The organism is Nodularia harveyana UHCC-0300 (assembly GCF_034931085.1).
In the GTDB taxonomy this organism is placed as follows: Bacteria; Cyanobacteriota; Cyanobacteriia; order Cyanobacteriales; family Nostocaceae; genus Nodularia; species Nodularia harveyana.
Genome location: NZ_JAYGHG010000008.1, coordinates 85,231 through 105,008, shown reverse-complemented (window position 1 = coordinate 105,008; position 19,778 = coordinate 85,231). Strand labels below are relative to the sequence as shown.

Annotated in this window: 14 protein-coding genes; 4 read left to right on the top strand and 10 right to left on the bottom strand. The window is 41.3% G+C overall.

The annotated features are described in order from the left end of the window. Positions 1 to 102: 102 nt before the first annotated feature. Positions 103 to 1,683: a GH3 auxin-responsive promoter family protein gene (locus VB620_RS07710; protein ID WP_323195555.1), complete on the top strand. Its 1,581-nt coding sequence runs from the start codon at positions 103 to 105 to the stop codon at positions 1,681 to 1,683. Positions 1,684 to 1,699: 16 nt separating this feature from the next. Here VB620_RS07710 and mutS read toward each other — a convergent pair whose 3' ends face one another. The 4 genes from mutS to VB620_RS07690 form a co-directional block, all read right to left on the bottom strand. Then, the gene (gene mutS / locus VB620_RS07705; protein WP_323195612.1) at positions 1,700 to 4,297 is read right to left on the bottom strand and encodes a DNA mismatch repair protein MutS; all 2,598 of its coding nucleotides are present in this window, start codon (positions 4,295 to 4,297) and stop codon (positions 1,700 to 1,702) included. A gap of 61 nt (positions 4,298 to 4,358) precedes the next feature. Then, complete coding sequence (locus VB620_RS07700; protein ID WP_323195554.1) at positions 4,359 to 4,883, bottom strand: hypothetical protein; 525 nt, start codon at positions 4,881 to 4,883, stop codon at positions 4,359 to 4,361. A gap of 8 nt (positions 4,884 to 4,891) precedes the next feature. Beyond that, positions 4,892 to 6,151, bottom strand: coding sequence for an AAA family ATPase (locus tag VB620_RS07695; protein ID WP_323195553.1), 1,260 nt, complete (start codon positions 6,149 to 6,151; stop codon positions 4,892 to 4,894). A 119-nt stretch (positions 6,152 to 6,270) separates the two neighbouring features. Next, positions 6,271 to 7,242: a DUF1517 domain-containing protein gene (locus VB620_RS07690; RefSeq protein ID WP_323195552.1), complete on the bottom strand. Its 972-nt coding sequence runs from the start codon at positions 7,240 to 7,242 to the stop codon at positions 6,271 to 6,273. Between the two features lie 1,070 nt (positions 7,243 to 8,312). Here VB620_RS07690 and VB620_RS07685 point away from each other — a divergent pair. Further along, positions 8,313 to 9,533 carry a glycosyltransferase family 4 protein gene (locus VB620_RS07685; RefSeq protein WP_323195551.1) on the top strand — a complete coding sequence of 407 codons (1,221 nt, stop codon included), beginning with the start codon at positions 8,313 to 8,315 and terminating at the stop codon, positions 9,531 to 9,533. Here the strand turns inward: VB620_RS07685 and thiS are convergent. Both thiS and VB620_RS07675 read right to left on the bottom strand, forming a co-directional pair. Then, positions 9,530 to 9,742, bottom strand: a complete 213-nt coding sequence (thiS, locus tag VB620_RS07680) for a sulfur carrier protein ThiS (protein ID WP_323195550.1) — start codon at positions 9,740 to 9,742, stop codon at positions 9,530 to 9,532. The genes VB620_RS07685 and thiS overlap by 4 nt on opposite strands. Positions 9,743 to 9,798: 56 nt before the next feature. Next, entirely contained in the window at positions 9,799 to 10,905 is a 1,107-nt protein-coding gene (locus tag VB620_RS07675; protein ID WP_323195549.1) for a thiamine phosphate synthase, read from the bottom strand. Positions 10,906 to 11,319: 414 nt separating this feature from the next. On the opposite strand from VB620_RS07675, the gene VB620_RS07670 reads away from it, so the two are divergent. Beyond that, the gene (locus VB620_RS07670; protein ID WP_323195548.1) at positions 11,320 to 12,897 is read left to right on the top strand and encodes a DUF1565 domain-containing protein; all 1,578 of its coding nucleotides are present in this window, start codon (positions 11,320 to 11,322) and stop codon (positions 12,895 to 12,897) included. Between the two features lie 76 nt (positions 12,898 to 12,973). Here the strand turns inward: VB620_RS07670 and VB620_RS07665 are convergent, their stop codons facing one another. The 4 genes from VB620_RS07665 to gatB form a co-directional block, all read right to left on the bottom strand. Continuing rightward, positions 12,974 to 14,071, bottom strand: coding sequence for a fatty acid desaturase family protein (locus tag VB620_RS07665; protein ID WP_323195547.1), 1,098 nt, complete (start codon positions 14,069 to 14,071; stop codon positions 12,974 to 12,976). Positions 14,072 to 14,426: 355 nt separating this feature from the next. Continuing rightward, positions 14,427 to 15,110: a hypothetical protein gene (locus tag VB620_RS07660; protein ID WP_323195546.1), complete on the bottom strand. Its 684-nt coding sequence runs from the start codon at positions 15,108 to 15,110 to the stop codon at positions 14,427 to 14,429. Between the two features lie 140 nt (positions 15,111 to 15,250). Continuing rightward, positions 15,251 to 17,329 (bottom strand): S-layer homology domain-containing protein, encoded by a 2,079-nt coding sequence (locus VB620_RS07655; protein WP_323195545.1) that lies wholly within the window; start codon positions 17,327 to 17,329, stop codon positions 15,251 to 15,253. Positions 17,330 to 17,509: 180 nt separating this feature from the next. Further along, positions 17,510 to 18,985, bottom strand: coding sequence for an Asp-tRNA(Asn)/Glu-tRNA(Gln) amidotransferase subunit GatB (gatB, locus tag VB620_RS07650; protein ID WP_323195544.1), 1,476 nt, complete (start codon positions 18,983 to 18,985; stop codon positions 17,510 to 17,512). A gap of 115 nt (positions 18,986 to 19,100) precedes the next feature. Between gatB and VB620_RS07645 the strand changes: the two genes are divergently transcribed. Further along, the gene (locus tag VB620_RS07645) at positions 19,101 to 19,652 is read left to right on the top strand and encodes a nucleotidyltransferase family protein (protein WP_323195543.1); all 552 of its coding nucleotides are present in this window, start codon (positions 19,101 to 19,103) and stop codon (positions 19,650 to 19,652) included. Positions 19,653 to 19,778: the final 126 nt, after the last annotated feature.

Sequence of the window (19,778 nt, the reverse complement as noted above, 5' to 3'; positions counted from 1 at the left end):
CCGCGTCTATCTGCGTTCAATTATTCTATAAATATGATTCTATGCAGTTTCATTTTAACTTAGTATAAAGCTCTTTTAGGAATCTCATGAGAGAAAAACTTGATGCAAAATTCTAAGGTCTCTAATAATTGGGAAAAAATTCATACCCAAGTGACTCTATATCTCAAGGAGTTTTTACTAAAATTGCAAAATCCTGTAGAAACTCAAGCTGCAAAGTTAAAAGCAATTCTGGCTGAGAATAGTGATACTGTTTTTGGTGAGAAATATCAATTTTCTACCATCAATAGTTATGCAGAATATGCGGCGCGGGTTCCTATCCATGAATATGCAGATTTAGCCCCTCATATTCAAGAAATGGCGGAGGGAAAAACTCAAGTTCTTTGTCACGAACCTATAGTAGCATTTGAAATGACTGGCGGTAGTACCCAAGGTGGGAAATTAATTCCTTACACTGCGGCTGGTTTGGTCGCATTTCAACAAGCTATATTACCTTGGATAGCAGATTTATTACAGCACAAACCAGAGATTAAATTAGGGCGTAGCTATTGGGCAATTAGTCCGGTAAGTCGGACATCAGAAGTTACTAGTGGTGGTACACCTATTGGTATGGTAAGTGATGCTGATTATTTTGGTCAAGAGTTAGCAGCTTGGATGATTGATTTGTTAGCTGTTCCACCGGAAATAGCGATGATTAATGATATTTCAGAGTGGCAATATCTGACAGCTTTATATTTATTGGCTGCGGAAGATTTAAGTTTTATCTCGGTTTGGAGTCCTACTTTTTTACTGCAAATCATCCAAGAAATTCAATTAAACTATGATGCTTTAATTGCCGATATATCTACGGGAAAAAGTATCTCATCTATATGTTTACCACAGCGAGGCTCAGTTTTAAAAGCTGCTGTTGTTAATGGCATAATTGATTTACAGAAGGTCTGGAAAAATTTATCATTAATTAGTTGTTGGACTGATGCAGCAGCAAAAGCTTTTATTAGTCAATTACAAGATTTATTTCCCGATGTTTTGATTCAAGGTAAGGGACTTTTAGCTACAGAAGGAGTTGTGAGTATTCCTTTGCTGGGTTGTGATACACCTGTTTTAGCTGTTGATAGTGGATTTTATGAGTTTGTCGATGACAATGGGAAAATTAGATTATGTGATGAGTTAGTTACTGGGGAAATATATGGGGTTATCATGACCACAAATTCCGGTTTATATCGCTACAATTTAGGCGATAAGGTTTTGGTAAAGGGTTGGAAGGAAGCAACTCCTTTATTAGAATTTATGGGTCGTGGGGGAATAGTTAGCGATTTGTGTGGGGAAAAGTTAACTGAGGAGTTTGTACTTGCTTGTTTGGGAGAACGTCGCGGTTTTGCGATGGTTGTACCGCAGATAGAACCTCACCCACATTATATATTGTTTCTGGATGAAGATGAATATGATGATAATACTGCTATTAATCAAGGATTAAAATTAGATTTAGCATTCAATGCTAATCCTCAATATGAATATGCCCGAAAGTTAGGACAGTTGGCAGAATTGCAAGTTGTGCGGGTGAAAAATCCGATGACTAGTTATGTTAATTATGCCTTATCGCGGGGGCAACGTTTGGGAGATATTAAGCCGCCTGTTTTAATGTTAAATCCTGATGGAAAATTGATATTTTCCCGCCGAGTTACTTAGTCAATTCATTCTTAGTTTACTGACTATCTTTTTGCAGGTTTTCCCGCAAACCCATAGCGATTTTACTGTGTTTTTCGATTTGTCCCATGACTTGTTTGGCGCGTTGAATGACTGTATCTGGTAAACCGGCTAGTCTTCCGGCTTCTATACCATAGGATTTATCTGCACCTCCTGGTTGGACTTGGTGGAGAAATATGATTTGGTCGGGTAATTCTTTGACGGTTACTTGATAATTAGCAACGTTGGGTAAAATGCTTGACAATTCGTTTAATTCATGGTAGTGGGTTGCGAAAATTGTCCGCGCCCGAATTTCCACAGCGATATATTCTGCTACCGCCCAAGCGATGGAAAGACCGTCAAAAGTGGCTGTCCCTCTGCCAATTTCATCTAATAATACGAGGGATTTAGCAGTAGCATGATTGAGAATATTGGCGGTTTCGTTCATCTCCACCATGAAGGTAGATTGACCTGTAGCCAAATCATCTACAGCACCCACACGGGTAAAAATGCGATCGCACACTCCCAATTTAGCCAACCTCGCCGGGACAAAACTCCCAATCTGCGCCATCAACTGAATTAACCCCACCTGACGCAAATAACAACTTTTACCACTAGCATTGGGACCAGTCAAAATCACTAAATCCGGCTTTTCCTCTGCATCTGGGTGGTTGGTTTCCTCCCTTCCCAACTGAGTAGAATTAGGCACAAAAAACCCCGCAGGTAAAGACTGTTCAACCACCGGGTGACGACCATCGACAATCATAATTCCCCGTCCTTCCACCATCTGCGGACGACAATAACCCTGCTGGACAGCCAACTCAGCCAAACCACACAACACATCTGCGGCCGCTACAGCACGGGAAATGTGGCGAATGATTTCGGCTTGTTCTCCGACTTCTTGGCGCAATTCCACAAAAATCTCATATTCCAACTGATTTAAATCATCCCGCGCTGTGAGTATCCGGGCTTCCCGTTCTTTCAATTCTGGGGTGATGTAACGTTCTTCGTTGGTCAGGGTTTGCTTACGGATGTAATTGTCAGGCGCTTGGTCAGATTTACTACGGGGAATACTAATGTAATAACCAAAGGTTTTATTAAATCCTACCTTTAAATTGGGGATGCCGGTTTTTGCCCGTTCGTCAACTTCTAAATTCGCAATCCATTGTTGGTCTGATTCTACTGTGGCTTTTCTCTCATCCAATTGGGGATTCATCCCGGTACGAATTAACCCGCCTTCTTTAATATGTATAGGTGGTGATTCTACGAGATGGGCGTGTAATTTTTCTGCCAGTTCTGCCAAGACGGTGGGGACTTTTTGTAAAGCTTTGAGAAAAGGCGATCGCGCTTCCGCCACTAAGCGGGATAATTCCGGTAAACGGGTGAGAGAATCAGCCAAAGCAACTAAATCTTTAGCATTCGCAGTCCCAGAACCAGACCTACCTGTGAGTCGTTCTAAGTCGTAAATTTGCCGTAATAATTGCCGCAAATCTTGACGCAGAGGTGTATTTTCCATCAATTCTTGGATGGTATCTTGTCGCGCCCCAATCCCTTTAATATCCAGGAGGGGTTGCAATAACCACCGCCGCAACGCCCGCCCTCCCATTGATGTGCTAGTTCTATCTAATGACCACAGCAGGGAACCGTGAAATGTGCCATCCCGGACGGTTTGCGTAATTTCTAGGTTACGGCGAGTTTGATTATCGACAATTAAATAGTCAGTAATGGTATAGGTGCGTAACTTTTGCAGGGAAACGGGGTTGACTTTTTGCATATCTTCCACGTATTCCAGTAAACCCCCAGCCGCCCGCACAGCCAGAGGAAGATGATCACAACCGAGTCCTTCCAGCGATCGCACCTTGAATTTCTGCAATAATGTGGATCTGGCTTCACCTTGGGTAAAGGGAAGTTGCGATCGCAAGCTATAACAAAATGATGGGGGTAAACATTGGGGAAGATGAGGCGAAGTTTCACCCGGACGCAGCAAAGTCCCCAAATCAGGGGCGTTAGTGGGAACCAGCACCTCGGAAGGTTGCAACCGCATTATCTCCTGAGTCAGATGTTCTAAATTACTGCCTTGGGTTGTGAGAAATTCCCCTGTAGAGATGTCTGCATAAGCCAAACCCCAATGATTCACCGCAATTACCACAGCCGCAAGGTAATTATTACGACTAGACTTTAACATTCCCTCTTCCAGCAAAGTCCCTGGTGTGAGGATGCGCGTTACCTCCCGCTTCACCAAACCCACAGCTTCCGATGCGTCTTCCACTTGGTCGCAAATTACCACCGCGTAACCTTTTTCCACCAATTGGGTTGTGTAGCGTTCCCAAGCGTGGTGGGGTACACCAGTCATCGCCACCCGTCCCACTTCCCCACCGTGTTTACTGGTGAGAACAAGTTCTAATTCTCTAGACACAGTAACCGCGTCTTGGAAAAAAGTTTCAAAAAAATCTCCCACCCGATACAGCAGCAAAGCATGAGGATATTTATCCTTAACTTCCACATAATGCTGATACATCTTACTCAGCTTACTACGGTCTACCAGTTGAGTATCAACCAGAGGTGTAGCAGGGATATTGGGTTCCGTTGGTTGAGTTTCAGAGTGAGATGCAGTCATATAAGCTAGGGGTGATGCACGGAAATTCCACACTGATGATAACCCATCGCTCAAACTTTTGTTATGCTTTTCTGCGACTACTGCGCCGTGTGGGTGGTGGTGTAGTTGGTTCATAAGCCTTCAAACCTTTATCACCCGTGAAAATTTCTACTATCAATGTGCTACTGGTTTTAGCATAATACTCAGCTACAGTCTTAATTGTGGCATCTCCGATAGAAATCTTTCTAGATGCTAGACTAGGCCATTCAGTAGCTAACTGTTTCAATTGTTCCGAACTCCACAGTTCATCCACTTCAGTTGTAAAAACTTTCCAAGGTATAACTCCATCGGCTACTTTCACTAAAATATCAGCAAAAGCTTGAGCAATTTCATATCGTCTAGAATTAGCTTGTGCGATATGATTACCAGTTTCTATAATTGTCGCTAATGGTAGTATAAATTGTGTACCTTGTTCCTGTTCTAATTGAAAACGTTCTTCAACCCTACTTTTATCCCATTTGTCATTATCAGTACCGCAGGTTTCTTTACCAGGAACAGCTAAATAAACGCAGAGTATTGATGTATCAATAATTAGAACCTTTTGCATATTTTGTTTTACTTATGATCAGAAAGGCTCTTTTCAATTGCTCCTTTAGTTGCTAGCTTACCCAAAGTACCTGATGCTAGTAACAAAGGAAGATTATCAATCTCTTCTAAAATAGTAAGTTTACTTTCTCCTGTTTCTGAATCGCGGTGTGCGACAACTACAAATGGGACTATTTCGGGACCTAAAGCATCGAGTAAAGCTGGATTATGGGTAGTAATTAGAATATCAATATTTCTTTTGCTGCCAATTTCTCGGAGGATTTTAACCAGCAATTTTGCACGGGAAGGATGTAACCCATTATCTATTTCTTCAATTACTAGTTGACTACCTTCTGGTCGAGTGAGTAGTGCTGTGAGAATTGCTAAAAAGCGTAAAGTTCCATCTGACATACTCCTAGCATCAATTTCTGTAATCTCTCCATGTTGCCATTCTTCTTGACAGTAAAGCATAGCATCTGTGCCAAATCTACCTACTTTTTCCGCCCAGACTTTTTTAATATCCCCTTCTGGTAAATCTTTGATGTAATCAGACAGTGCTGATTCGACTTCCTCTTTTTGCTGTTCAGATAAACCTGCTAGAACACCAGCTATATTTGAAGCATCGCTTTCTAGTGTATCGGATAATCGTGAATAATCACGCATCTGAGAAGGTATAGGATTTAGAATAAATGTTTTTTCTAAAGTTGAAATAACAAAGGAAGCTATTTTTAGCTTAAAGGGAAGATAATAATCATTTAGAAAATTTACTGCATTTTCGTGTTGTGATATTTCTTTTGCAAAAAATCTATTTAATTCCTCTAGTTCAATCAGGTTAATACGTGAATCAATAGATTGTAAACCACTTTTTGTATAAAATACGGAATTTTTTACATTCAATGCTTTGAACTGCTCTAATTCACTATTTTCTTGTAAAATTTGAAATTCAATATATTCTTTTATAACTTTCACTTCAGGTAGTGTTTCTATTTTAATAACATATAAATAATCTGTTGTTTCATCCTCACCCTGGACTAGCACCTTTAATGTAAATTGAGACTCTGGTTTACGTGCAGCCCAGTCTACACCACCGCGAATAGAAGCCAGTGTTTTATCCCCTGCTAAAGCAGATTCAATATTTTCACCTTGGGCTATTCTTTGCAAAAATTCCAACGCTTCAACTACATTAGACTTCCCACTGGCGTTAGTACCAATTAGAACAGTCAAAGGGTCAAGGGGAAGTTCCGCATAACGGAAACTTTTCCAATTTTCCAGGATGAGTTGTTTCAACATAACCCACTCCAATACTCTCAAGTTTTAGTTTTCTTATTTATACCAATTCTACGAAAAAAAATATCCCCGACTTCTTGAAGAAATCAGGGATATGAAAGTCTTTTGAATTTGCAAAACCTTTAGACCAATTTCACATCGGGATATTCTGCCAAAATATCATCAGAAGTCAAGGTATCGCCTTCAGCTTGGGGAGTCCACAACACTTCAATGGCTAAAAGTTGCTCACCAGCCATTCCGCCAATTCCCCGCAACGCTTGACGCAAATCATCAGCACTGTTAATTTCGGGAATTTCAAATTTACCTAATGTCGCCGCTAATAAGGTGACAATCAGATATTCTCCAGGCCCTTCACTAATTAAACGGGTGGGGTTATCCAGTTCCTCAGCAGTGGATAAAGCGTCTTGATTCAAAGCTGCTTTTAGCTGGTTGTTGACATTAGATAGAGTTTCTTCACTAAACTTGCTGCGTTCCGCCAATGACAAGCGGTTAAATTGACTTTCAGCCGCAGTTAATTTCACTTGCTGCGTACCACCACCAGCATATACCCAGTATTCGGGATGACGGAGTAAAGCTAAACTGGCTTCTTGCAAAATTTCTGCTCTTCCTTGGGGGGAATTAGTATCAGCAGATTCGGCGATTTTGTTGAGTTCGCTTTGCAAACCACGCGCTTGGGCTAATAGACCAACTTGTAGACGAGTTACAGATACGGAAGGGTTGCTGCTGTAACCAACGGTTTCGCCTTCTCCATTATCGCTGACACGGCGGAAGGTTTGTACCAAAAAGTTGGCGATCGCAAAGAAAATTAAAATGCTGAATATACCACCAAATCCGCCACCGATACCCCAAAAAGGAATCAAGAACGGAAAGCCAAAGCCACCACCACCAGGATAGTAACCACGACCACCGCCACCACCAGGTCTAGGTGTGTAGGTGCGGCTAGAAGGCGCTCTAAATGAGCCTCCACCAATGCGACCACCAGTCCGGGCGGCTAATGCTCCATCTGCATGGCTTAGTGCTAAAGTTAACACGAGTCCGAAGACAAAGAAAAGTTTTAACAGGGGTTTGAAGGTTTGTTTTAGTTTGTTACCCATAACACAGGTGCTTAAAATGTTAGTATGTATGACTGCGTTCCCAGTTTCTATAACACTGCGGAATCATTAGTTTTTGACTGACTTGAATATTCTTCTTTTTACTCTACATCTCTAATTTAACGCGTCTGGGCTTGATTCGACATTCAGCCAAGGGGGGATTTCTCTAGTAGATAACCGTACATCAAGCACACTTACCTAGCCTCAGTGGTGTAATTACACGGGTATTAACTAGGAAGTTACTCAGATAACTTGATACTAATTATCACAACCATAGAAAGTTCCAAACATCCGAGAACATTGACGGTATATTCTCACTAAAAACCAGAATTTTTTTGGCATTTTGGCATCACAGCCCTGGTTATTTAGGCTAGTCTAGAAATATCAGTAACCTTAAGTAAATTTTGTGGCAGTTTATTAGTTATAGCTTTGACTATAATTGGGGTTTTATCCTTATTTTTTGTTGATTGCGAGTTTGATGTAAATTAACAAACACTTCATACAAATAATAAACAATTCTCCATACTTAATGTTCTACAATATGGCTGAGATGTCTGGCATGAATTACTTTGATTACAGATAAAAAATTATTTTTTCCAGATATATCCTCCAGGATAGCAACTATGTATACACATATCTCTGGCTTTTTTTATTAACTAGAGATTCTCAATAAATTGGTAGTAAATGTGTAGTAATCTAGTTTTTTCCTGTTAGATAAAATGACAAAATCAGGAAAAATTAGATATCAGGACTTACGCAACAATTGCCAAAAATCTTGATTTATCCAACCGCCAAGCCGCCAAGAACGCCAAGAAAACTTAGATTATGCGTAAGTCCTAGATATATCTAGCCAATTATCTGGTTAAATCATGTCGCCCCCTCAGAGACAGCAGAGCTAGCACTTTACTAATAGACCTGAAACATATTGCAACTGGCAATTATTCCCTTTCTGGGTGTACTTCCGTGGTAGCAGATATCTTGATCATCAAATAGAAGTTAATTAAGGCTCAATCCTTCATTTCATTATTAATTAATACTTGCATCTTACCCGAATTAAACTTATCGCAATTAGTATGGAAAACATCTCAGAAATACCTAGAAAAATCCGAGAGCAAACCGCCTCACCGGATATTCTCGTAATCTCCCGGTTCTTTCTGCCAAAAAAGGCCGTAATTGGGGAATATCTCTATAATCGCTGTCTGCAAGATCCTGAAAGGGTAATGGTTTTGGCGGCTGGTTGTGCTGGCGATCGCATCTTTGATGAACAGCAACAATTTCCTGTATATCGCTGGTTAAATGCTCGTTACTGGCTGAGGGGTTACTTACAGCCGGCGATAGATTTAGTTTGCTCATTTCTGTTAGCAATTAAACTCTATCTTCGCTATCATTACCGTTATATTGAGTGGGGTCACGGTTATCAGTTTCCGGTGTTATTGCTATTAAGCTATATCTTACCCATACGCTTTTTTATTCATCTGCATGGTAGCGATATTCTTAATAGTTTACACAATCCTCTATGGCGATCGCTCCTGAAATTGACCCTCACACGCGCCGCCGGAATTGTTTGTAATAGTTACGTTACTCAAGATTATCTCCGCAAAACTTTTCGCTTACAAACTCCTATTCATGTTATTCAACCTGTAGTCAGACCGGAAAAATTTGGTGTAGACAAGCATCAAGGTAACTTTGATGATCTACGTCAACGGGTACGGAAAGCCTACAATATCCCAGAAACAGCAATCGTGATTCTATCTGTAGGAAGATTAATTAAGCAGAAACGCTTTGAACAGGTGATTGAGAATTTACCCCTACTGCTAAATAATGGAATTGACGTTCACTATCTAGTCTGTGGACAAGGTACATGGGAAACCCCATTAAAAAATTTAGCCCAGCGCTTGCGGGTAGATCAGCGAGTACACTTTACAGGATATGTACCCGACGGCGAATTAGCTGGCTATTATGCAGCCTGTGACTTGTTCGCCATGCTAAATTCCTCAGATAGTCAAGAATATATCCAGGGTTTGGGAATTGTTTATTTAGAAGCCAGTTACTTCGGTAAACCTGTAATTGCGGCTCGTTTAGGCTCGGTGATTGATATAGTTCGTCACGAAGAAAATGGGATTTTGGTAAATCCCCAATCTGGATACGAAGTTTTTCAAGCTTTTAAACGATTGTGTAATGACCCACAGTTACGGGAAAAACTCGGTCGTAAAGGTAAAGAATTAGCTAGACGGAAAACTCTCCACCGTTCCATTTACCTTTCGGAACCTCTCCCTGATGGTTTGTTGAATTAACCACCACCAACAATGGTAACTATTTCTAGGCGATCGCCTGATTTTACTTTTGTTTCTAACCAAAATTGACGGTGTAAGATCTCACCGTTATACTCCACTGCAATTAAACGGGGATTAAAACCCAACTGTTGGAGTAAATCTGGTAAAGCAGTTTGGGATAAGCAACTCCGATTTTCCCCATTTACCTGGAGAGTAATTTTATCAGACATCTTAAATCAGTGAACAGTGAACAGTTAACAGTTATCACGCCGATTTAGTCGCCAAGTTAGGCTGAGATCCGATGCATCTGGGAAAGCAAATATTGTGTTACTAAAGTCGGCTGTTCGGCTTCGATAATCGCCCTTACCACCGCTACACGTTCTGCACCCGCTTCGATCACATCGTTAATATTATTTGCATCTATACCCCCAATAGCAAACCACGGAAGAGAGCTATTTTGGGCAGCATATTTCACATATTCTAAACCTGCGGCTGGCTTATTGGCTTTTGTGGGAGTTTCATAAACTGGACCGACACCAATATAGTCTGCACCCTCAGCAATGGCTTTTTGCATTTCTTCCGCATTGGTAGTAGAACGCCCGATTAAACGCTGGTGTCCCAGTAACTGTCTAGCCATAGCAATGGGCATATCTTGCTGTCCCAAATGTACCCCATCTGCATCCACAGCCAAAGCTAAATCTACTCTGTCATTAACGATAAATAAAGCGCCATAGGAATGACATAGTTGCCTTAATTTTGTCGCCTGTTCTACCCGCACAGTATCATCACCAGTTTTATCACGGTACTGCACCAGAGTTAATCCACCTTTGAGAGCTGCTTCCACTGTTTTCAACAGGTTTTCTGCGGGAGAAGTCACTAAATATAAATGCGATCGCCACAGCAATTGATGACGCTGGTAGCCCATTAAACTACTTTCTAGGGTATAAACCCGATAGCGCATCTGCTTAAAGGCTTTCCCCATATTCGGATGGTAAAGTTTCCCGTATTCCTCCAACACCCGCATCGCTTCTTGAACGCGGCAAAAATTAGCTTGTAATAAGGCTTTCAGACTAGAGCGTTGTTCCTCCTGGGGATGACTCAATTCCGTACCCGGATCACCTGGTGTATCTCGCGCCGCCCGTAGTTCCGCCGTATGCCAATGAGCCAACTCTTGACGTAAATACTTACATTCCCCCAGCAATTCCGCATTATTTAACCCAAAGCGACACCATTCTTCAATAATTCGCAAGCCTTCGCGGGCGCGGTCTAAATTTGCATCTAAAATCCGGTAAACAACTTGCTGTATTTGTGCTTTTTGGCTGTGTGGCTCGACCATGAGAACAACCCGATGAGGATTTTCATTAAATGACGTAATATCAACACTTTTAGACATTTTGATTAAAAATTTTTAGTTCGGGAATTGGAAAAACTACCAAGAATCGACTATATACTGATACATAATTGGCTGACTACATAGTTGATCAACGTTGAGGGACGACTTTATAATATATCTTAAAGTGGACTCAAACTATATATGTAAGAATGCTAGTTGATCGCTAACAAGATGTATTTTTTGGGGAAAATATCAATTGTTAATTATTTTTTAGAAAAAAACTTGTCCAGTTATCCATAGAAAAATCCCTCAGACAATAGAAATAATTTTAATGTTCCGGGGAGTTTTTACTATCAGTGACTACAGCCTCAAATTGGTAGATTTTTGGAATTGCAACTTAGAAAAACCAGAAACAATTATCGACTTTCGACATTCTAGTGTCTCAGGGAATAAAACTTTAGTGTCAGGACTTTTATGAAATTGATTAATTCCATTATGTATTCTCAATATCGTCAAGCAAATAGCATCGAATTAAAACTAAATCCCCAGGTTAACAGATCAAATTCCTCTCTGGAATTAGTTTGGCCTTTAGTTTCTTCCATCTTATCTCTCACACTGGGATTAGGAATAGTCGGAATCAGTTCCGGTAAGGTTTTGGCTGAAATACCATCTCGACCAAATCAAATTGCCCAGATCCCAGGTCAAGTTACTGAAGTTAAAATGTTATTTGTTAACCCCCGTACAGGAAATAACACTTCGGGTAATGGTAGTGAAAACGCTCCTTTGCAAAGCATTACTCAAGCTTTGAAACTCGCTAATTCCAATACCATGATTATGCTCTCTCCTGGTACTTATAGTGCTGAAACTGGAGAGGTTTTTCCCATTAATCTTAAATCGGGTGTGGTGATTCAAGGGGATAGCCTGACTAAAGGAGAGGGAATTATCATTAAAGGCGGTGGGAGATACCTCAGTCGCAGCTTTGGTGGTAAAGATGTCACCTTTGTCGGTGTCAATAAATCTGAGTTAAGTGGGGTAACGGTAACAAATACCAATCCTCGTGGTTATGGTTTGTGGATTGAATCCAGTAATACTGTAGTTACAAACAATACATTTACTGATAATACTCAGGATGGGATTTCTATAGCTGGTAATAATAGTACGCCGACAATTAGACAGAATCGCTTTTATCGCAATGGTGCGAATGGTATGACCATTGGTGGTAATTCCCAGCCGGATGTTCTGGAAAATGTCTTTGATCAAACAGGATTTGGGATAAATATTACTCAAAATGCTGCCCCTTTACTGTTGCTGAATAAAATTCAAAACAACCGCTCTGGAGTTATTGTACAAGCCAATGCTCGCCCGGTTTTACGCAATAATTCCATTCAAGGTAATCGAGAAGATGGGTTAGTGGCGATCGCCCAAGCTATCCCCAATTTAGGTACTATTGCTGAACCAGGTGGTAACGAATTTCGCAATAATAACCGCCATGATATTAATGCTAGTGCAGCCAAGCAAATAATTCCGGCAGCTGGTAACAACCTCTCTCAAAATCGCATTGCTGGTAAGGTAGATTTCAACGCTCAAACAGCACCCACAGCTTATCAACCCAAGCCTTCCACCGTCGCTAATCGGCTGCTTCAACCAGTGTCTTCAAATCGAGAGGTTAGCTCGTCTGCATCCACTCAGACTCAATCAGAGGTCAATTATGTGAACATGGATTCCAATTTTGTGGAATTTACTGCGCCTCAAGCATCATCTCCCTTTACAGGATCACCTCTGTTACCAGCGCGTAATCAGAATACTCCCTCAAATCAGACAACTGCATATAATAGAGCGCCGTCGGGTGTAAGTTACCGCGTCATCGTCAATGTAGCCAATGACAGGGAACGGGATTTAGTCCGAAACTTAGCACCCGATGCATTTCCCACCATGCGTCAAGGTCGTAGAGTTATGCAAGTGGGAGTTTTTAGCGATCGCAATAATGCCGATTCCATTATCAGAGTTCTCAATAGTAACGGTTTAAAAACTACACTTGAGCCGTTAAGTTAATCGTGACCAAAACATAACTTAGTGTCTTGGTGTCTCAAGGTTTAATTATTTTTCACCACCAAGGCACAAAGTCAGATTAAATCTCTACTTTTTGGTTAAGGGGACAAGGCATTGTTATCTTTCCTGCCCAATCTGTAAAAGTATTTTCATCTTTGTAATGGCGAGGAGTTGACAGCAATAAGCGCCATGCTTCTTTGGCATCTAATAAATGATATTTCTCGGCATAATTAGTTTTTAATAATTCTCGAACCATCACATAATAATCCGAGTTCATCCCTGGGAAAATATGGTGTTCTGTATGGTGGGAGAAATTAAAATGTAGCAGGTCAATAAATTTGTAAACTCGCAAAGATGTAGAATTTACTACGGGATCATTAATATCCGTCATCGGACACATCAGATGATTTGTATAAATATAAAACATCAATCCTGCATGACCAATTCCTATGGGTAAAAAGTATCCCAGTATCAGTTTTAAAGGGTCAAATTGTAGATAAGCTATAATCGCTAGATGAATTATTGATATCAACACTAACTCACCTGCGATCGCCCATCGATCTTTAGCACTAACAGTAAATGCTGATGGCACATAATCGACAGACTTATTATTAAAAAATAGCACCGAAGTCAGAGTACGAATATTATGTCCACCCCATGCCACTGTCATTCCCAAGATTAAACAGAGGGGATTGACTTCTAAAGAAGGAACAACTAAATTATTAAACCATTTACCCCAGTTTTTCGGCTGTGTTTCTAAGTAATTGCGATCTGGATCACCCAAGCCATTAGTGTGATGATGATGCACCCGGTTATGAACCGACTTCCATAACGTTGGCGGCATCCACAACATTGTTAGTCCTGGAAAACTGAAAAAATAAGCTAGTTTTGAGTTTCTAATCACGCCACCGTGCATCAAATCGTGGGAACTACATCCTACGGACATGACGCTATTAGCCATAATAATAGTTAGGGGTAAATATAACCATAAAAGATAGACTGGCCAATTATCTAATTGCGCCGCTATCATCCATCCCAGTATCAAAATTGCGAGATTAATTCCCAGGATAATTAACTTACTTGGATCGGGCGCAAATGCTTCAGGGGGAAGCTGAGAACGTAATAATTTCGCGTATGTTCCCTGGTTAATTAATCTCTGCTCGGTATTCAAATTCATAGATAATTTTTATGCAGTAATCAAGCTAGATGCTTATTTACAGTAACATAGTCTGTATCTATGAAACTATATTTATAACTGTCGATTTTATCTGAATTTTAATAATAAGATTATCTAATCAGGACTTACGCAACAATTGCCAAAAATCTTGATTTATCGTTCGCGTAGCGTGCGCGAAGCGCATACCGCCAAGCCGCCAAGAACGCCAAGAAAATGTAGATTATGCCTAAGTCCTACTAATTTTAAAATATATTCAAATAGAGATTTCAGCATACTGAAAACCTGTGATTAATTCTAACTAAATTTATATTTATTCCCTACTCCGGGACACTGAGCGTAGCCGAAGTGCTATTCCCTACTCACCCGACATCGCTTTCAGTTTTGAAGTGAATGAATCAGACTCTCCGCTCGTTGCTGGCGTAAATTGTCCAATGGGTGGATGATTAGCAGATGGTGGTAGTAGTTTTGTAGTCTGGTAAGAGTTTGGTAGTGACGAACTTTTCTGAATCTGCCGTTGTGAGTCCAGCCTCATCTGAGTCGCTACAGCAGCGCCGACAGTGGAAGATACTAGTAAGTGTTCTTCTGGCTCCTCCTCGGCTTCAGCAATCATCGGTTGTCGGTTTGCCCTTTCAGTTTGCCGATAACTATTAGTAGCAGGTAAGGAATGGGGTATCAACGGTTGATCAAGAGATGCTGATTCACCTGGTATTTGCGTTTTAATTTCAGGTAGAACTGGTGCAGCTATTTGAGTCAGGCTTTCGGGAAATTTGCTACAAATCAGACGCTCAAATTCCATATTGAAATGATAAAGCACATCACCCCGTCGCTGCCAAAATACTAAAATTTGCTGTACAGAAATTCCTTTATAGCGACCTTGATATAAGGCCTCAATCACTGCTAAATGCAGCCATTTAACTGGATATTCTGATTGCCAACGGTTAATTAACTCACTGGCAGTATACCCACTGAGATCAAAACTATAGTGAGTTAATAGAGCTGTTGCTAATTCGGCAGATGATTTTGGGGATGTTGTGAACATGGGATTATTGGCTTCAGAAGACGGGTATAAATTGTCTACCCACCGCTTATAGCCTATCGTGTTTTGAGCTATAGAATTGGTGACCAAGAATTTCCAGGCTGATAAACAGTGTATTTCATTTTACTTGGTCAATTGGTAAATTAGTCAACAATATAAGCAGAATTAATTCTGGAGGTGCGCTGGATAGCAACTAATGCTTGATAAACCATTGCGGCTACTTCGGCGCGTGTTGCTTCCCGCTTTGCTGCCAGTTGCTTGGGATTTGGGTAATTCACTACTATTCTTTGTTGTGTAGCCGTTACCACTGCTTGACGAGCATAATCGGGAATTGTTTGACTATCAGTATAAGTGAGTAAGGGATTGTGATCAGCCGTTGGTAGGTTAAGTCCATTTACTAAGGAGAGAATTACCTGTAACTTTTGCACATTTTGGTTGGGGCGGAAAGTCCGATCGCCAAATCCACTGATAAAACCGCCCCTAGTGGCAATTTGTAAGGCTGGATAACCCCAAAAAGTTGGGGACACGTCTGTAAAATCCAGTGGCGGGCGTTGGGGTGCAGGATTAAAGGCTACAGCTACTAAAGCGGCATATTCGGCGCGAGTCATGGGTTTATTGGGCTGGTAGCTACCATCTGCAAAACCATTAGTTAAATTCATGCTAGCTAACCCCCGGATAAATGATTCTGCCCAATGTCCGGTAATGTCTGTAAATCCGGGGATATCGACATCGGGGCTGACAATGTAGGGTGAGGCGATCGCCTGTTCTGGAGTGCTGGCTACTAAGGCTTGATAAATTAATGTTGCCACTTCCCCACGGGTCATATCTCGCATCGGTTCTAGTTGTTCCCGTTGGGGATAATTTAGCACCAGTAAGGATTGGGTAGCAACTGCGACAGCATTGGTGGCATAGGTGGGAATTTGAGCGCGATCGCGGTATGCCTTTAACACCTGGGTATTTCCCCCTGTCAGTTGTAACCCATTGACTATGGATACGATGGCTTGTGCTTTGGTTAAATTTTGTCCTGGGCGAAAACTACCATCAGGAAACCCACTAATAAAACCCATTTCCACCGTTTTTAAAATCGCCGATGCTGCCCAAAATCTGGGGTTGACATCTGTAAATTGAATACCTGGATTTTTTCGCGGTAACTTAAAAGTCTGAGCAATAATTGCCGCATATTGGGCGCGGTTAATCGGTGCATCTGGGGCAAAAGTCCCATCAGGAAAACCGCTAATTGCACCCCTATTTACCAATGCGGTCACAAAATCCTCTGTCCAGTGTCCCGCTAAGTCCGAAAAAATACTACTACCGGAGATCCGCCCAGGATTTTCTGCTAACACAGCCCGGAAATCCACCCTTCCCTGCACTTGGGTAGGACTCAACTGATTACCTGCGGAAACTAACGCCTGTGATGTGGTGTTCTGTAAATCGAATTCGCCATTATTGAGAAAAATATTACCCGCCCCGTCTTGGTTATTCCCCAAATCAGGAATAGCATTACCATTGACTAACATCCCACCTTCGGTATTTTTGGTAATCAGATTCTGACGCAGTACAGGTTTAGCGTTGCGAGAAAGTGCGATCGCCATACGGTTATCTGATATTCTGTTCCCTACGATTAATGGCGCTGCATCATCACTGATGGCTAAAGCTAAAGGGTTATTTTCAAATCTATTCCGCAACACTTCACCCTTGCTATGACGTGCCATCATTAAGCCACTGGCGGCGTTTTCCCTAAACAGATTATCCACAATGGTAGGTTTAGCATTACCAGTTACAAATATGCCTTCCCGACCACAGTTAATTAAACTATTATTGGCGACATTTATTACTGTAGATTCAATCCAAATTCCAGTCCCTCTAGCCCTGGGGTTAGTCACAGTCACACCAAAGAGACTAGCATTACTTTCTAACAGTAATGTCATACTTTGCGTCCCAAAGGTGGAAGTTTTATACTCACCACTCCCAGAAATCACAATCTCAGCACCTTTGTTAGCTTCATTCCCGATGACTGTCACCCCCGCAGAAATCACAATGGGAAAAACTTCACCATTAGCGGCGCTATAAGTCCCAGGTGTCAACTGAATAATTACAGGTGTTTTGATAGCTTTTACAGCACGGGTGAGACTTTTAAAGGGACTCGACCGAGAACCAGCATTGCGATCATTCCCCTGGAGAGGATTGACATAGATTGTGGTGGGGAGGGAGGAGTTGACCATTGATTATTTTTTTCTTCCCGTAAATCTGCAAAAAAATAAGGAGAGCTACTTACGCAACTCTCCAGATCATTAGGGTTCTACATATACACAGAATAGCTCTTTAGCTGTGAGGGGTGTAACCTATTGTTCTACCCCTTTTGTAAAGATTTGATGAATTTTGGCAAAAAACCCGGTCAAAATCTAGGAATTAAGTTTTTTCTCGACTAATTCATTAGTTAATTTCGGGTCTGCACGTTTGTCTGTTTTTTTCAAAACTTGCCCGACAAAGAAGCCTTTCAGCTTTGTATTACCAGCGCGATACTTTTCGAGTTCTTTGGGGTTCGCGGCGATCGCCTCATCAACAATCGGTTCTAGTACACTAGGATCGGTGATTAACTCCTGACCTGCAAAGGCCTTTTCTGGAGACATCCCATCAAGTAAATCTGGGAGCTTTTGTTTCGCTTGGGCATTACTAATTTTACCAGATTCAATCAGAGTAATTACCTCTGCTAAATTGGCGGGGGTCAAACCGATTTCATTAATACTCAGCTTTTGCTTATTCAGATAGGCGGCGATATCTTGAGTAATCCAGTTAGCAGCAGCTTTGGCATTTGCTCCAGAGGCGATCGCCCTTTCAAAATAATCAGCCACAATACTGTCTTCTGTCAATACACCTGTATCGTAAACCGACAAACCCAAATCATTTTCATAACGATGGCGTTTTTGGGCGGGAAGTTCGGGAAGTTCCTGCCGCCATTCCTCTAATTGCGTGTTAGATACCTCAATGGGTGATAAATCTGGTTCGGGAAAATAGCGATAATCACTAGAACCTTCCTTCACCCGCATACTACTGGTACGTTGTGCGCCTTCTTCCCACAGCCGAGTTTCTTGGATAATCGGTTCACCGGCTTCTACGGCTGCAATTTGGCGTTCAATTTCATAATCAATCGCCCGTTGGATAGCGCTGAAGGAGTTCATATTTTTAATTTCCACCTTCACACCAAACTCTTTGCGACCCACTGGACGCACCGAAATATTCACATCACAGCGTAGAGAACCTTCTTGCATATTCCCATCACTGACACCCAGATAACGCACAATGCGGCGGATTTCTTGGGCGTATTCCGCAGCTTCTACACCGGAACGCAAGTCAGGTTCCGAGACAATTTCCACTAATGGGACACCTGCGCGATTGTAGTCTACCAGAGAATAGCTAGAACCAGACAGGCGATCGCTTCCCGCGTGTACCAGTTTTCCAGCATCTTCCTCCATGTGTAACCGAGTCACACCAATGCGTTTACGAGTCGCGTTCCCCTCAGCATCTACCAATTCAATTTCTAACCAACCATGTTCAGCAATGGGGAGGTCATATTGAGAAATTTGGTAATTTTTAGGAAGGTCAGGATAAAAATACTGTTTCCGGTCAAATTTACTATACTTAGCAATTTGGCAATTTAAAGCCAAACCAGTTTTCACCGCATATTCCAAGACTTTTTCATTAAGTACAGGTAAAACTCCCGGTAAACCCATACACACCGGGTCAATGTTAGTATTAGGATCAGCACCGAAAGCTGTAGAGCTATTGGAGAAAATCTTGGTATTGGTACTCAGTTGACAATGGGTTTCTAAACCAATAATCGCTTCGTACTCAGTTTTTACAGTGGTAGCAGCAGTCATACTATATTTTTCGCTATTTAGTCTAATTTTTAGTTTAGGTTACTATTTTAGCCCGTCTGCAACTTTCCCAGACAGTTGTAATCACCATGTTTTTTTTAGTGATACCCCACAGTTTATGAATAGCAATACTTCCTTACAGATGATTTTAGCCGATACACCTGTAGGTATTGTCTTACCTGCGATCGCCCAACTCAATCTATCTAACTGGTGGTTAGCCGGGGGTGCAGTGCGAAATACAGTTTGGCGAGCAGTATTTGGTGAAAAATGTCATTTATTCATTAAAGACTTTGATATTGCCTTTTTTGATCAATCAGGAAACCGTTCCCAAGAACTAGCAGCAAAAGCACAATTAACCGCCCAATTTCCCAATTATGAGTTTGATGTCAAAAATCAAGCTAGTTTTGCCCGGTGGCGTTCTGGGCGTAGACCTTACACCAGTACAGAAGATGGCGTTGCAAATTGGTTACACACCGCTACTGCTGTAGGTGTTCGACTAGATGCACAAGGGGAATGGCAATTTTTCACCCCCTACGGCGTAGAAGACCTATTTGCTGGAATCATTCGCGCGACACCAGAAAATATTCACAACCCCGACGCTGATTATAAAGCCTCTGAATTTCTGGCTAAATGTCCTAACTTGCAATTGGCACAAAGTGAAATTCAATGAATAAATATCAGCAGATAACTATAGATTTTTTTGAACTTATTAGGTTGAGAAATAGAATATTGTGTTTTAAATTAAAAAAATGTACAATAATCTTAAAATAAACGGCGTTGCTGAATCAAAGTATGA

Coding starts and splice junctions, on each gene's coding strand:
- thiS (WP_323195550.1), bottom strand. CDS start 9,742: ATGTCTGATAAAATTACTCTCCAGGTAAATGGGGAAAATCGGAGTTGC.
- gatB (WP_323195544.1), bottom strand. CDS start 18,985: ATGACTGCTGCTACCACTGTAAAAACTGAGTACGAAGCGATTATTGGT.
- VB620_RS07685 (WP_323195551.1), top strand. CDS start 8,313: ATGGAAAACATCTCAGAAATACCTAGAAAAATCCGAGAGCAAACCGCC.
- VB620_RS07665 (WP_323195547.1), bottom strand. CDS start 14,071: ATGAATTTGAATACCGAGCAGAGATTAATTAACCAGGGAACATACGCG.
- VB620_RS07710 (WP_323195555.1), top strand. CDS start 103: ATGCAAAATTCTAAGGTCTCTAATAATTGGGAAAAAATTCATACCCAA.
- VB620_RS07695 (WP_323195553.1), bottom strand. CDS start 6,151: ATGTTGAAACAACTCATCCTGGAAAATTGGAAAAGTTTCCGTTATGCG.
- VB620_RS07655 (WP_323195545.1), bottom strand. CDS start 17,329: ATGGTCAACTCCTCCCTCCCCACCACAATCTATGTCAATCCTCTCCAG.
- VB620_RS07670 (WP_323195548.1), top strand. CDS start 11,320: ATGAAATTGATTAATTCCATTATGTATTCTCAATATCGTCAAGCAAAT.
- VB620_RS07660 (WP_323195546.1), bottom strand. CDS start 15,110: ATGTTCACAACATCCCCAAAATCATCTGCCGAATTAGCAACAGCTCTA.
- VB620_RS07700 (WP_323195554.1), bottom strand. CDS start 4,883: ATGCAAAAGGTTCTAATTATTGATACATCAATACTCTGCGTTTATTTA.
- VB620_RS07675 (WP_323195549.1), bottom strand. CDS start 10,905: ATGTCTAAAAGTGTTGATATTACGTCATTTAATGAAAATCCTCATCGG.
- VB620_RS07690 (WP_323195552.1), bottom strand. CDS start 7,242: ATGGGTAACAAACTAAAACAAACCTTCAAACCCCTGTTAAAACTTTTC.
- VB620_RS07645 (WP_323195543.1), top strand. CDS start 19,101: ATGAATAGCAATACTTCCTTACAGATGATTTTAGCCGATACACCTGTA.
- mutS (WP_323195612.1), bottom strand. CDS start 4,297: ATGACTGCATCTCACTCTGAAACTCAACCAACGGAACCCAATATCCCT.